Annotated in this window: 9 protein-coding genes; 5 read left to right on the top strand and 4 right to left on the bottom strand. The window is 71.9% G+C overall.

What is annotated here, in order from left to right; all coding sequences use genetic code 11:
• Positions 1-61 precede the first annotated feature (61 nt).
• On the top strand, positions 62-949 hold the full coding sequence (locus tag ACIHCM_RS24930) for a cellulose-binding protein (RefSeq protein WP_399899703.1): 888 nt from the start codon (positions 62-64) through the stop codon (positions 947-949).
• Between the two features lie 56 nt (positions 950-1,005).
• Here the strand turns inward: ACIHCM_RS24930 and ACIHCM_RS24925 are convergent, their stop codons facing one another.
• From ACIHCM_RS24925 to ACIHCM_RS24915, 3 genes are all read right to left on the bottom strand, one after another.
• Positions 1,006-2,586: a cation acetate symporter gene (locus ACIHCM_RS24925; RefSeq protein WP_399899879.1), complete on the bottom strand. Its 1,581-nt coding sequence runs from the start codon at positions 2,584-2,586 to the stop codon at positions 1,006-1,008.
• 26 nt (positions 2,587-2,612) lie between these two features.
• Positions 2,613-3,044, bottom strand: coding sequence for a DUF485 domain-containing protein (locus ACIHCM_RS24920; RefSeq protein WP_399899700.1), 432 nt, complete (start codon positions 3,042-3,044; stop codon positions 2,613-2,615).
• A gap of 422 nt (positions 3,045-3,466) precedes the next feature.
• On the bottom strand, positions 3,467-4,972 hold the full coding sequence (locus tag ACIHCM_RS24915; protein WP_399899698.1) for an MFS transporter: 1,506 nt from the start codon (positions 4,970-4,972) through the stop codon (positions 3,467-3,469).
• Between the two features lie 415 nt (positions 4,973-5,387).
• Here ACIHCM_RS24915 and ACIHCM_RS24910 point away from each other — a divergent pair, with 415 nt between their 5' ends.
• From ACIHCM_RS24910 to mfd, 3 genes are all read left to right on the top strand, one after another.
• On the top strand, positions 5,388-6,176 hold the full coding sequence (locus tag ACIHCM_RS24910; RefSeq protein ID WP_393109377.1) for an ABC transporter ATP-binding protein: 789 nt from the start codon (positions 5,388-5,390) through the stop codon (positions 6,174-6,176).
• Positions 6,173-8,752 carry an ABC transporter permease gene (locus tag ACIHCM_RS24905; RefSeq protein ID WP_399899694.1) on the top strand — a complete coding sequence of 860 codons (2,580 nt, stop codon included), beginning with the start codon at positions 6,173-6,175 and terminating at the stop codon, positions 8,750-8,752. The genes ACIHCM_RS24910 and ACIHCM_RS24905 overlap by 4 nt, the downstream gene beginning before the upstream one ends.
• Before the next feature lie 389 nt (positions 8,753-9,141).
• Entirely contained in the window at positions 9,142-12,675 is a 3,534-nt protein-coding gene (gene mfd / locus ACIHCM_RS24900; RefSeq protein ID WP_399899691.1) for a transcription-repair coupling factor, read from the top strand.
• Positions 12,676-12,817: 142 nt separating this feature from the next.
• Here mfd and ACIHCM_RS24895 read toward each other — a convergent pair whose 3' ends face one another.
• On the bottom strand, positions 12,818-13,003 hold the full coding sequence (locus ACIHCM_RS24895; RefSeq protein WP_399899688.1) for an Rv0909 family putative TA system antitoxin: 186 nt from the start codon (positions 13,001-13,003) through the stop codon (positions 12,818-12,820).
• A gap of 150 nt (positions 13,004-13,153) precedes the next feature.
• On the opposite strand from ACIHCM_RS24895, the gene ACIHCM_RS24890 reads away from it, so the two are divergent.
• Positions 13,154-13,870 carry an HNH endonuclease family protein gene (locus tag ACIHCM_RS24890; protein WP_399899685.1) on the top strand — a complete coding sequence of 239 codons (717 nt, stop codon included), beginning with the start codon at positions 13,154-13,156 and terminating at the stop codon, positions 13,868-13,870.
• Positions 13,871-14,063: the final 193 nt, after the last annotated feature.

Here is a 14,063-nt window from a genome sequence, read left to right as displayed (position 1 = left end):
ACCATTTCTGTCCGATACATCAAGATATGCGCTAAATCGACATCGCTCGAGGGGTTCCGGAATGAGCAGCGCATCCGTGTCGCATGGCTTCGTGACAGTACGGGGGCGCGGTTACCGCCCCGAAGAGGTCGATGCGTACATCGCCGCCTTGTCCGACGATCGTGACGCCGCCTGGGAGCGCGCCGCCCGTCTCACCGTCCTCGCCCGGGAGATGGAGGAGGAGGCCGAGGAACTGCGCGAGACGCTGGCGGAGCTGCCGCCGCAGACGTACGAGTCGCTGGGCGAGGGCGCGCGGCGCCTGTTCGAGATGGCGCGGGACGAGGCCGCGGCGCTGCGGGAGCGGGCGCGGCGCGAGGCGCACGAGCAGATCGCGCAGGCCGAGGCGTACGCCGACAGCCTGCGCCGGACGGCGCAGGAAGAGGCGGACACGCTGGTGGCGGAGGTGGAGGAACGCGCCCGGCAGCGGCTGCTCGCGGCGCGCGCGGAGGCGGACGAGATCCGCGTCGACGCCCGGCGTGAGGTGAAGGAGGGGCGCACGGAGGCGCTTGCCGCGTTGCGCGAGGTCCGTGAGCGCACCGCCGCGAGGCTGGCCGAGCAGGAGAAGGACCACGCCGGGCGCTGGGCCGCGGTGGAACGCGAGGCCCAGGAGGGCGCCGCGGCCGTGGACGCGCGGCACGCCGACCGGGCGGCGCGCGCGGAGGCAGCGCTCGCCGAGGCGGAGCGGGACTTCGCCGACGCCGAGCAGGCCCTCGGGCGCGAGCAGGAGCGGGCGCGGGTGATGGCCGACGAGGTGCTCGCGGAGGCGAGGGCGCGGGCGGACGGCATCGCCCGCGAGACGGAACGGGTGCTGCGCGAGCACGGGCAGCGCTGGGACGACGTACAGGCGCACATGGACTACGTACGCAACAGCCTCGCCGCGCTCACGGGTGGGCGGGCGCCGGCGGAGTGAGGCCGGGGCCCGCCCCGGGACCGTGGGTGGAAGGCCCGGTCCGCCTTCCGCGCGCGTCACCTCCTGCGGCGTACCGCCCCCGCCAGGATCCACCCCTCCACGGCCTCGTACTGCCGTCGTTGCTCCTCCGCCTTGCGCCGGCCGGACGCCATCGTGCCCAGCCAGCCGAACGCGAAGCCCAGGGGGACGGAGAGCAGGCCGGGTGTGGTGAAGGGGAAGTAGGTGAAGTCCGCCTCGGGGAAGGCGGCGACCGGTGAGCCGGAGACCAGGTTGGTGCCGGGCATCAGGACCAGGACGGCCAGGGTGCCGCCGATGAGGGTGCTCAGCAGGCCGGTGCGGGTGTAGCGGCGCCAGAACAGGCCGTAGACCAGGGCGGGTGCGATGGCGGAGGCCCCCAGGGAGAAGGACAGGGTTATCAGGGGGTGCAGGCTGCGGTGCTGCACCAGGGTGGCCAGCAGGATCGTCGGGATGCCGACCGCCACGGCGGACAGGCGGGCCAGCGTCATCTCGCGGCGGGCGGACAGCTCCTGGACGCGGGCGGCGAAGACGTCGTGGGCCAGGGAGTTGGCGCAGGCCAGGATCATCCCGGCGACGGAGGCGAGCACGGTCAGGAACACGGCCGTGGTGACCGCCGTGAACAGGAACGTCTCCCCGGTCGTCACCTGCGGCCCGAACGCCGCCTGCGAGCCGAGCAGATAGGCCGAGTTGCCCTGCGGATCCGCCCGTGTGATGGCCTCGCGGCCGATCAGCGCGGTCGCGCCCATCCCGACGACGGTGACGATCAGCACGAACAGGGTGACGCCGGACACCGCCCAGGACATCGACCGGCGTACCTGACGGGCGCTGGACGCGGTGTACATGCGCATGGTCACGTGCGGCAGGCAGCCGCCGCCCAGCACCACGCACAGCTCGGCGGTGATCATGTCGAGCCGGGGGAAGGGCCCGCCCTGGAACTGGAGTCCCGACCCGAGGAACGCGGTGCCGGCGCCGCTGCGCTCGGCCGCCGCGTCGAACAGCGCCACCGGGTCCCAGTCGAACTTGCCCAGCACGAGCACGGCGACCACCGCGCCCGACCCGAGCAGCATCACGATCTTCAGGATCTGGATGAGCGCGGTGCCCTTCATCCCCCCGATCGCGGCGTAACTGATCATCAGGGTGCCCAGCCCGACGATGCAGCCCGTCTCCACCCCTGAGCCGGAGAGCCCGAGCAGGAACGCCATCAGCTGTCCGGTGCCCGCGAGCTGCACCAGCATCAGCGGCAGCAGCGCGGCCAGCGTCACCATGCACGCGGTGACCCGCACGCACCGCCCCGGCATCCGGCGCGCGAAGGCGTCGCCCATCGTGAAACGGCCCGCGTTGCGCAGGGGTTCCGCCAGCAGGAACATCAGCAGCATCAGCGACAGCGCCGTGCTGAGCGCCAGCACGATGCCGTCGTGGCCGTAGAGCGCGATCACCCCGCAGGTGCCCAGCACGGACGCCGCGGAGATGTAGTCGCCCGCGATGGCGAGGCCGTTGCGCATCGGGGAGAGGGAGCTGTAGCCGGTGTAGAACTCGTCGAGGTCGTCGCGGTCGGGGCCGGTCATCACGCACAGCAGCAGCGTGATGGTGGCGACGACGGTGAACGCGACCAGCGACATCGTCTCCGCGGAGTCGTCGAAACCGGTCACCGTCCCGCCCCCCGCTTGGCGTCCAGCGCGGCCTGCCGGCGGATCCGGTCCGCGAGCGGGTCGACCCGTACGCGCGCGGTGCGCTCGTACAGGGCTATGGCCAGCCAGGTCACGGGCAGTTGGGCCAGCGCGAGCAGCAGCCCGGCGGGCAGTCCTCCGGCGGCCTCGGCCGTCATGAAGCCCGGCGTGAACGCCGACAGCACCAGGAACAGGGTGAAGTACCCGAGCGCGGTGAGCGTCGCCACCCGCCGCTGCCGGCGGTAGGCGCTGCGCAGGACACGCAGGTCGCTGTGGTGCCCGAGCGGCGCGTGCAACGGGGCGCGACGGGGCGCGGGTTCGGGCGGCGACTGCGGCTGCCAGGGGTAGGTGGGGTACGTCGGTGAGGCGGGCGGGCGCTGCGGGTACGGCGAGAACGGGTCGTGGGTCATCCCGGACTCCTTGCGTGGCTCGGGTCCGTGGCGGCGGACCGCAGGGAGGTGGGGGGCGGGTCACGCACGCTACTCGCCGGTCACGAAGCGCGGGAGGTTTTGGCCGAACTGAGCGGTCGGTATGCGCTTACTTCGCCGTCCGGCGGGTGACCTGCGGTGTTACCCGCGTTGACCGAGGGGTGCGGCGCACGCCGTCCAGGCGGGGGAGCGAGGAGGATCACCGGGCCGACGGAGTTCTTGCTGCCGCGGACGGGGCTGTGGGCGGGGCGGGGGCGCCGTGGACTTCGGGGCGGGAGTGGCCGCCCGCCGCCGCAGCTGGACTCGCGCCACGCCGCGACTGGGCGTGAAGGCGGGTTCGTCAGATGGAGGCGCCTCCGGCTTCGCGGGGCGCTCCCGCCCTGCCGGTGCCCGGCGCTGCGACCTCAGCCGTCGGCGGGGGCCTCCTTGAGGACCGGGAAGCGGCGCGGCGCGAGGACGAGCAGGACGACGAAGGCGAGCGCGGCCGCGCACGCGGCGCCCAGGTACACCGCGTGGACCGCGTCCGCGACGGCCCGCCGGGTGGTCCCGGACGCGGCGCCCGTGCCCAGGCCGTGGGCGACGGCGTCGAGGTCCGTGCTGCCGATGCGGCCCGCGACGACGCCGTTGGCGACGGCACCGAAGACCGCCGCGCCGATGGTCTGGCCGGTCTGGCGGCAGAAGAGGATCGAGGCCGTGGCCGTCCCGCGTTCGGACCAGCCGACGGTGGACTGGACGCCGACGACGAGGGGCAGCTGGAACAGGCCCAGCGCGGCGCCCAGCAGGAGCATCAGGACAGTCGGCTGCCACGCCTCACCGGGGTACGGCAGCAGGGGGAACGCCAGCAGGATCAGCGTGGCGCCGCCGATGCCCAGCATGGCCGTGTTGCGGAAGCCGATCCGCCGGTAGACGTGCTGGCTGCACGCCGCCGAGAGGGGCCAGCTCAACGTCCACACGGAGAGCACGAACCCGGCGGCGACCGGACCGAGGCCGAGGACCGACTGGGCGTACGTCGGCAGGAACACGGCCGGTGCCACCATCAGCAGGCCCAGGGCGCCCAGCGCGAGATTGACCGCGGCGATCGTACGGCGGCGCCACACCCAGCCGGGGATGATCGGCCCGGCCGCCCGGCGTTCGATCACGACCAGGAGCGCGACGAGGGCGAGTCCCGTACCGAACAGGGCGATCGACGGCGCCGACAGCCACGGCCACGCCACCCCGCCCTGCACCAGAGCGGTCAGCAGGACCCCGCCGCAGGCGAACACGGTGAGCGCGCCCGCCCAGTCCACGCGCGCGCGTGCGGCCTTCTCGCGCCGCGGCTCGTGCAGGTGACGGACGATCAGCCACAGGGCGAGGCCACCGATCGGCAGGTTGACGAGGAAGATCCACCGCCAGTCGGCGTACGCGGCGAGGACGCCGCCGACCGCCGGGCCGGCGACCGCCGACATCGCCCACACGGCGGAGAGCCTGGCCTGGATCTTCGGGCGTTCCCGCAGCGGGTACAGATCGGCGGCGAGCGTCTGGACCGTGCCCTGGAGGGCGCCGCCGCCCAGGCCCTGCACGATGCGGAAGACGATCAGCGCCCCCATGTTCCAGGCGAGCGCGCACAGCAGGGAACCGAGGAGGAAGAGGGACGCGCCCGCTATGAGGACGGGTTTGCGGCCGAAGGTGTCGGAGAGCTTGCCGTAGACGGGGAGGGTGACGGTGACGGCGAGCAGATAGCCGGAGAAGAGCCAGGAGAAGACGGAGAAGCCGCCCAGGTCGCCGACGATCTGCGGTACGGCCGTGGAGACGACGGTGGAGTCGAGCGCCGCCAGCGCCATCGAGAGCATGAGCGCCGCAACGACCGCTCCCCGTCTGCCGGTTGCGGTGCGCCGTGCGGTGTCGCGCACGACGGGCCCGGTGCTGCCCACGCCGATTCCTTCCCCTTGCACCTATCTGCTGCTCCGACAGCTTCCCACTTGACCCTCACGCGACGGGAGGGTGCAGCCTGGGAGGGCCGGAAGGGGGACCGACCCCGAGACGGACTCCGCCTGGGGGGTGACGGCCCCTAGGGGGTTCTCCGTACAAGGGCTCGGGGAGGGCTCGTCCCGGCGGAGGACGAAGGGCGCCCGGGGCCTGCTTAACCTGGCTTTACGTCGCTGAGGGCGCCGCCGGTGAGGCGGCCGGGGGGCGGTGCACCGCACCTTCGGGGGTGGGGTTCTCCTCAGGGCAACAGGGGGCTGTGCACCATCGAACGGCACCCCCTGCTGCCGCGAGACTCATCGGCGTACCGCTTCGCACGACGTGACATACGCGTCAACTGCTGACCGACATAGGAGACATACGGTGACATCGGCTGTAACCATTCCCAGGCACGGGGGCACTGGAGAGCGTACGGCCGTAGCCGCGCGGGCGCGGCAGGTCGTCAAGGCGTACGGGGCCGGGGAGACCCGCGTCGTCGCCCTCGACCATGTCGACGTGGACATCGCCCGTGGCCGGTTCACCGCGATCATGGGTCCGTCGGGCTCCGGCAAGTCCACCTTGATGCACTGCCTCGCCGGGCTCGACACCGTCACCAGCGGGCAGATCTACCTGGACGAGACCGAGATCACCGGCCTGAAGGACAAGAAGCTGACGCGGCTGCGCCGGGACCGGATCGGCTTCATCTTCCAGGCCTTCAATCTGCTGCCGACGCTGAACGCGCTGGAGAACATCACGCTGCCCATGGACATCGCCGGCCGCAAGCCCGACAAGGCGTGGCTGGACCGGGTCGTGGAGACCGTCGGCCTCGCCGGGCGGCTCAAGCACCGGCCGACCCAGCTCTCCGGCGGTCAGCAGCAGCGCGTCGCCGTGGCGCGGGCCCTGGCCGCCCGGCCGGAGATCATCTTCGGTGACGAGCCCACCGGAAACCTCGACTCGCGCGCGGGCGCCGAGGTGCTGGGCTTCCTGCGCCGGTCCGTGGACGAGCTCGGGCAGACCATCGTGATGGTCACGCACGACCCGGTGGCCGCGTCGTACGCGGACCGGGTGCTGTATCTCGCCGACGGCCGGATCGTCGACGAGATGCACCGGCCGACCGCCGAAGCCGTCCTGGACCGCATGAAGGACTTCGACGCCCGGGGGCGCACGTCATGACCGTGCTGAGAACCTCGATGCGCAACTTCCTCGCGCACAAGGGGCGCATGGCCCTCTCGGCCGTCGCCGTCCTGCTGTCGGTGGCGTTCGTGTGCGGCACGCTCGTGTTCACCGACACGATGAGCACCACCTTCGACAAGCTGTTCGCGGCCACCGCCTCGGACGTCACCGTCAGCGCCAAGGGCTCCTCCGACACCGGCGAGACCACCGCCGGCAACGGCAAGCCGCCGGTCATGCCGGCCTCCGTCGTCGACGCGGTCGGCAAGGCGGACGGCGTGCGGTCGGCGCAGGGGACGGTCTTCTCGACCTCGGTGACCGTCGTCGACGCCGACAAGGACAGCCTCTCCCCGACCGGCGGCGGGCCGACCATCGTCGGCAACTGGAACGCCAACGACGCCCGCACCATGGACATCACCTCCGGTACGGCACCCAAGGGCGCCGGTCAGGTGATGGTCGACGCCGACACGGCCGACAAGCACGGCCTGAAGCTCGGCGACGAGATCGGCATCATCTCCGCCGTCGGCACGCACCGCGCGAAGCTCTCCGGCATCGCCGACTTCACCGTCACCAACCCCGGTGCCGCGATCTTCTACCTCGACACCAGGACCTCTCAGGAAGCCCTGGTCGGCGCCGCGGGCGTGTACACCAACGTCAACGTCACCGCCGCGGCCGGCGTCAGCGACGCCCAGCTGAAGAAGAACGTCTCCGCCGCCCTCGACGGCCGCTACAAGGTGCAGACGGCCAAGGAGGTCGCCGACGCCAACGCCGAGGACGTCCAGGAGTTCATGGGCGTCATCAAGTACGCGATGCTCGGCTTCGCCGGGATCGCCTTCCTCGTCGGCGTCTTCCTGATCATCAACACCTTCTCCATGCTGGTCGCCCAGCGCACCCGTGAGATCGGCCTGATGCGGGCCATCGGGTCCAGCCGCAGACAGGTCAACCGCTCGGTGCTGATCGAGGCGCTGCTGCTCGGTGTCGTCGGCTCCGTGCTGGGCGTCGCCGCGGGCGTCGGCCTGGCGGTGGGGCTGATGAAGCTCATGGGCGCCATGGGCATGAACCTCTCCACCGACGACCTGACGATCGTGTGGACCACCCCGGTCGCCGGCCTCGTCCTGGGCGTCGTGGTCACCGTCCTGGCCGCCTACCTCCCGGCCCGCCGTGCCGGCAAGGTCTCGCCGATGGCCGCGCTGCGCGACGTGGGCGCACCGGCCGACGCCAGGGCCGGCGCCGTCCGGGCCGTGCTCGGCGTGCTGCTGACGGGTGCCGGAGCCTTCGCGCTGTACCTCGCGGCCGCCGCGGACACCGCCGGCGGCGGCGCGCTGTGGCTCGGCGCGGGCGTGGTGCTGTCTCTGATCGGCTTCGTCGTCGTCGGCCCGCTGCTGGCGGGCGGACTGGTGCGGGTGCTCGGCGCGATCGTGCTGCGGATGTTCGGCCCGGTCGGCCGGATGGCGGAGCGCAACGCGCTGCGCAACCCGCGCCGCACCGGCGCCACGGGCGCGGCGCTGATGATCGGGCTGGCGCTGGTGGCCTGCCTCTCCGTGGTCGGCTCCTCGATGGTCGCCTCGGCGACCGACGAGCTCGACAAGAGCGTCGGCACGGACTTCATCGTGCAGTCCGACACCGGGCAGCTGATCACCCCGCAGGCGGTCCGGGCCGTGAAGGACGCCGACGGCGTGGCCCGCGTCACCGAGTACAAGTGGACGCAGGCCGACTTCACCACCCCGGACGGCAGGACGTCCAAGGACACCGCCATCACCGCCGCCGACCCGACGTACGCGCAGGACCTGCGGGTCGAGACCGTCGCCGGTGACCTGGCCGACGCCTACCGTCCCGACTCGATGTCCGTCCACGAGGAGTACGCCAAGGACCACGGCATCCGCCTCGGCTCCAAGATCGCCGTCGACTTCGAGGACGGTTCCGAGGCCCGGCTGACGGTCCGGGCGATCACCAGCAGCGAAGCGGTGATCGACCAGGGCGCGATGTACACGGCGATCGACACCCTGGCCAAGTACGTCCCCGCCGACAGGATGCCGCTCGACAGGCTGCTGTTCGCCTCGGCCGAGGAGGGCCAGGAGGCGGCCGCGTACACGGCGCTGAAGACGGCTCTGGACGACTACCCGCAGTACAAGGTGCGCGACCAGACCGACTACAAGGAAGCCCTGAAGGACCAGATCGGGCAGCTGCTGAACATGATCTACGGCCTGCTCGCCCTGGCGATCATCGTCGCGATCCTGGGCGTCGTGAACACGCTCGCCCTGTCGGTGGTCGAGCGGACCCGGGAGATCGGCCTGATGCGGGCGATCGGCCTCTCGCGCCGGCAGCTGCGTCGCATGATCCGCCTGGAGTCGGTCGTGATCGCCCTCTTCGGCGCCCTGCTGGGCCTGGGACTGGGCCTGGGCTGGGGTGCCACCGCCCAGCAGCTCCTCGCCCTGGAGGGCCTGAAGGTGCTGGAGATTCCGTGGCCGACCATCGGCGCGGTGTTCATCGGTTCGGCCTTCGTGGGTCTGTTCGCCGCCCTGATTCCGGCCTTCCGGGCGGGCCGCATGAACGTCCTCGACGCCATCGCCACCGAGTAGCCACCGCATACGGGGGTTGCGGGGGACGGGCCCGGCGCCGGGAGTCCAGGGGGACTCCCGGCGGCGGGCTTTGGCCGCGGCGGGCTTTGGCCGCGTGCGGGCCGCGACGAGGCGGCGGGCGGCGCGCGCCCTCACGTCCGGACACCCACGCGGCACGCGGCAGCCCGGTCCTCGTGTGCGCTGGGGCCGGCCCTTCCGGCCCGTCCCCGTGTACAACGGGACCCGCCCTTTCCGGCCCGGCCCCGTGCGACCCGAGGTGCGACCTTTCCGGCCCGGCCTCATCACTCCCCCGGGTGACACCCCCGGCGGCGACGTACCCTGGAGACCCCCGGCCCGCAGCGCGCGTCGGGCCCGTTGTGTTGTCCACCCCCGGACGGGAAGCACCCCGAATGAGCCTGCACGGTCTGCTCGACGCCGTCGTCAAGGACGCCGCACTCGCGGAAGCGATCAAGGCGGCCACGGACGGCAACCGGACGCACGTCGACCTGGTCGGCCCCCAGGCGGCCCGCCCCTTCGCCGTCGCCGCGCTGGCCCGCGAGAGCGGCCGCCCGGTGCTGGCGGTGACGGCGACCGGACGTGAGGCGGAGGACCTCACGGCGGCCCTGCGTACGCTGCTGCCCTCGGACGGCGTCGTGGACTACCCGGCCTGGGAGACGCTCCCGCACGAGCGGCTGAGCCCCCGCAGCGACACCGTGGGCCGCCGCCTCGCCGTGCTGCGCAGGCTGGCCCACCCGCGCCCCGACGACCCCGAGACCGGCCCGGTCTCCGTCGTCGTGGCACCCGTGCGCTCCGTGCTCCAGCCGCAGGTCAAGGGCCTGGGCGACCTGGAGCCGGTGGCGCTGCGGACCGGGCAGAGCGCCGACCTGAACGAGATCGTCGACGCCCTCGCCGCCGCCGCGTACGCGCGCGTGGAGCTGGTCGAGAAGCGTGGCGAGTTCGCCGTACGCGGTGGAATCCTCGACGTCTTCCCGCCCACCGAGGAACACCCCCTGCGCATCGAGTTCTGGGGCGACGACGTCGAGGAGATCCGCTACTTCAAGGTCGCCGACCAGCGCTCCCTCGAAGTCGCCGAGCACGGCCTGTGGGCCCCGCCCTGCCGTGAGCTGCTGCTCACCGACGACGTGCGGGCACGCGCGCGTGCCCTCGCCGAGCAGCACCCCGAGCTCGGTGAACTGCTCGGCAAGATCGCCGAGGGGATCGCCGTCGAGGGCATGGAATCTCTCGCGCCGGTCCTCGTCGACGACATGGAACTCCTGCTCGACGTCCTGCCCAAGGGCTCCATGGCCGTGGTGTGCGACCCGGAGCGGGTACGCACGCGTGCCGCGGACCTCGTGGCCACCTCCCAGGAGTTCCTCCAGGCCTCCTGGGCGGCCACCGCCGGCGGCGGCGAGGCGCCCATCGACGTCGGCGCGGCCTCCCTGTGGTCCCTCGCGGACGTCCGTGACCGGGCGCGTGAGCTGGACATGATGTGGTGGTCGGTGTCGCCGTTCGCCGCCGACGAGGAACTGGACGCCGCCACCGTCAAGCTCGGCATGCACGCCCCCGAGACCTACCGCGGCGACACCGCGAAGGCGCTCGCCGACACCAAGGGATGGCTCGCCGACGGCTGGCGCACGGTCTACGTCACCGAAGGCCACGGCCCGGCCGCGCGTACGGTCGAGGTGCTCGGCGGCGAGGGCATCGCGGCCCGGCTGGACGCCGACCTGGGCGACATCTCCCCGTCCGTGGTGCACGTGGCGTGCGGCTCGATCGACCACGGCTTCGTCGACCCGGCGCTCAGGCTCGCCGTGCTCACCGAGACCGACCTGTCCGGCCAGAAGGCCGCGGGACGCGACGGCCAGCGCATGCCGGCCCGCCGCCGCAAGACCATCGACCCGCTCACCCTGGAGGCGGGCGACTACATCGTCCACGAGCAGCACGGCGTGGGCCGCTACATCGAGATGGTGCAGCGCACCGTGCAGGGCGCGACCCGCGAGTACCTCGTCGTGGAGTACGCCCCGGCCAAGCGCGGCCAGCCCGGCGACCGGCTCTACATCCCGACCGACCAGCTGGAGCAGATCACCAAGTACGTCGGCGGCGAGGCACCCACGCTGCACCGCCTCGGCGGCGCGGACTGGACGAAGACCAAGGCGCGCGCGAAGAAGGCCGTCAAGGAGATCGCGGCCGACCTGATCAAGCTGTACAGCGCGCGGATGGCGGCGCCCGGGCACGCGTTCGGCGCGGACAGCCCCTGGCAGCGCGAGCTGGAGGACGCCTTCCCCTACGCGGAGACGCCGGACCAGCTGACGACCATCGCCGAGGTCAAGGACGACATGGAGAAGTCGGTCCCGATGGACCGCCTGATCTGCGGCGACGTCGGCTACGGCAAGACCGAGATCGCGGTCCGGGCCGCCTTCAAGGCCGTACAGGACGGCAAGCAGGTGGCGGTCCTCGTCCCGACCACGCTGCTGGTGCAGCAGCACTTCGGGACCTTCAGCGAGCGGTACGCGCAGTTCCCGGTGAACGTGCGGGCGCTGTCCCGGTTCCAGACGGACACCGAGGCGAAGGCGGTCCTGGAGGGCCTGCGCGAGGGCTCGGTGGACGTCGTCATCGGCACCCACCGCCTGTTCTCCTCGGAGACGAAGTTCAAGGACCTCGGGCTCGTCATCGTCGACGAGGAGCAGCGGTTCGGCGTCGAGCACAAGGAGCAGCTGAAGAAGCTGCGCGCCAACGTCGACGTCCTGACGATGTCCGCCACCCCGATCCCGCGCACCCTGGAGATGGCGGTCACCGGCATCCGCGAGATGTCCACGATCACCACCCCGCCGGAGGAACGGCACCCGGTGCTGACCTTCGTCGGCCCCTACGAGGAGCGGCAGATCGGCGCGGCCATCCGCCGTGAACTGCTGCGCGAGGGCCAGGTCTTCTACATCCACAACCGGGTCGAGTCCATCGACCGCGCGGCGGCCCGGCTGCGCGAGTTCGTCCCCGAGGCGCGGATCGCCACGGCGCACGGGCAGATGTCGGAGACGGCACTGGAACAGGTCGTCGTCGACTTCTGGGAGAAGAAGTTCGACGTCCTCGTCTCGACCACGATCGTCGAGTCCGGCATCGACATCTCCAACGCCAACACCCTGATCGTCGAACGGGGCGACACCTTCGGCCTGTCGCAGCTGCACCAGCTGCGCGGGCGCGTCGGCCGTGGCCGGGAGCGCGGTTACGCCTACTTCCTGTACCCGCCGGAGAAGCCGCTGACCGAGACCGCCCACGAGCGGCTCGCCACCATCGCCCAGCACACCGAGATGGGCGCGGGCATGTACGTCGCCATGAAGGACCTGGAGATCCGCGGCGCCGGAAACCTCCTCGGCGGCGAGCAGTCCGGCCATATCGCGGGCGTCGGCTTCGACCTGTACGTCCGGATGGTCGGCGAGGCCGTCGCGGACTACCGGCGGCAGCTGGAGACCGGTGGGATCGAGGAGGAGCCGCCGCTCGAGGTCAAGATCGAGCTGCCGGTGGACGCGCACGTCCCGCACGACTACGCGCCGGGCGAGCGGTTGCGCCTGCAGGCCTACCGCGCGATCGCCTCCGCCAACTCCGAGGAGGACATCAAGGCCGTACGGGAGGAACTCGTCGACCGTTACGGCAAGTTGCCCGAGCCGGTGGAGAACCTGCTCCTGGTGGCCGGCCTGCGCATGCTCGCGCGCGCGTGCGGCGTGGGCGAGATCGTGCTCCAGGGCAACAACATCCGCTTCGCGCCGGTGGAGTTGCGTGAGTCGCAGGAACTGCGGGTCAAGCGGCTGTATCCGGGGACGGTCATCAAGCCGGCCGTGCACCAGGTGCTGGTGCCGCGTCCGAAGACGGCGAAGGTGGGCGGGAAGCCGTTGGTCGGGCGGGAGTTGCTGGGCTGGGTCGGGGAGTTCCTGGCGTCGGTGCTGGGGTCCTGAACCGCCGGCCGGGGCACGGCACCGTCAGACAGGGTGAGTCGGACATGTGACGTCTCACAAGTGACGTCTCACATGTGACGGACCGCCGCCGGGGCGAAGCGCCCCGCGCGGGCGGACCGGCTGCCCCCCGTGGGTGTCCTGGCTACGGCTGTTCGGGCCTGTCGCGGTCCATGCCGGCCCTGCCCTCGATGTTCTGCTGGGCGGCGTCGACCTGACTCTCGTACTTGTTGCCCGTCCTGTCGTTGGCCTTCTTCTCCGCGGCGTCGGACATCTGCCGTGCTTTGTCCTGTGCCGCCTTGTGGCTCTTGAACCTGTCGAGGATGCCCATCCAGAGCTCCTTCCAGAGGTGTCCCAGAACCGACGATACGCCGGGAAAGGCGGGTATGCCCCAAGAGGCCCCCTATGGTCTGGAGCTCTCGACGGATACCGTGTCTCCACGCAGTGGGCCGGATCGAGTACGGCAAGGGGTGGGGCGCACATGGGGCGTCTGAGGGGTGGGGCGGCGGCCGCGTGGGCCGCCGTCGTGTTCGTCATGGCGGGGTGCACGGAAGGGGCCACCGGCACCGGAAGTCCGGAGGCACCGGCCGGCGGGGGCGCGGCTCTCGCGGCGGCGCAGGCGCTGCCGGTGAAGGGGCGTGCACCCAGGACGGGCTACGACCGGGACCGGTTCGGCTCGCCCTGGGCGGACACCGACTCCAACGACTGCGGGACCCGCGACGACATCCTCAAACGGGACCTCGTCAGTGTGGAGTTCAGCGACGGCAGTTGCGAGGTGGCGTCCGGGACGCTGGATCCCGACCCCTACACCGGTAAGGACGTCACGTTCGCGCGGGGCCGCAGCCAGGTGGACATCGACCATGTGGTCGCCCTCTCCGACGCCTGGCAGAAGGGCGCCCAGCAGTGGGACCCCGGCAAACGCATCGCCTTCGCCAACGACCCCTTGAACCTCGTCGCCGTCGACGCGGGCACCAACCGTGCCAAGGGAGACGGTGACACCGCGACCTGGCTGCCGCCCAACCGGTCGTACCGCTGCGCCTACGTCGCCGCGCAGGTCGCCGTGAAGAAGAAGTACGGGCTGTGGGTGACGGCCGCCGAGAAGTCCGCGATGACGGAGGTCCTCTCCGACTGCCCCGGCCGGCGACTGCCCACCGGCGGCAACCCCACGCAGGCGCCGCCCCGCTTCCACGCGGACTGAGGCCCGCAGCCGGAGAAGATCCCCCTACCCGCGGATCGCCGCCGAACTGCCGCAGTACGTGCAGTTCGCGGAGGACGAGCACGGTGAGGTCGGGTGCTCTGCTGGGCGTTCTGCGACCTGCGCCGCTCGGTGCGCCCCGACACGGTCGGCGCCGTCTCGGTCGTCGTCGCCCCGCACGCCAGGGCCACGGCCT

The sequence above is a fragment of the Streptomyces sp. NPDC052023 genome, assembly GCF_044548465.1.
In the GTDB taxonomy this organism is placed as follows: Bacteria; Actinomycetota; Actinomycetes; order Streptomycetales; family Streptomycetaceae; genus Streptomyces.
The sequence above is the reverse complement of the archived record's forward strand: the minus strand, read 5'-3'. Positions and strand labels throughout refer to the sequence as shown.

Excerpts from the sequence above, each read along its gene's own strand:
- ACIHCM_RS24930 (WP_399899703.1), top strand. The coding sequence starts at position 62 with ATGAGCAGCGCATCCGTGTCGCATGGCTTCGTGACAGTACGGGGGCGC.
- ACIHCM_RS24925 (WP_399899879.1), bottom strand. The coding sequence starts at position 2,586 with ATGTCGCTGGTCGCGTTCACCGTCGTCGCCACCATCACGCTGCTGCTG.
- ACIHCM_RS24920 (WP_399899700.1), bottom strand. The coding sequence starts at position 3,044 with ATGACCCACGACCCGTTCTCGCCGTACCCGCAGCGCCCGCCCGCCTCA.
- ACIHCM_RS24905 (WP_399899694.1), top strand. The coding sequence starts at position 6,173 with ATGACCGTGCTGAGAACCTCGATGCGCAACTTCCTCGCGCACAAGGGG.
- mfd (WP_399899691.1), top strand. The coding sequence starts at position 9,142 with ATGAGCCTGCACGGTCTGCTCGACGCCGTCGTCAAGGACGCCGCACTC.
- ACIHCM_RS24895 (WP_399899688.1), bottom strand. The coding sequence starts at position 13,003 with ATGGGCATCCTCGACAGGTTCAAGAGCCACAAGGCGGCACAGGACAAA.
- ACIHCM_RS24890 (WP_399899685.1), top strand. The coding sequence starts at position 13,154 with ATGGGGCGTCTGAGGGGTGGGGCGGCGGCCGCGTGGGCCGCCGTCGTG.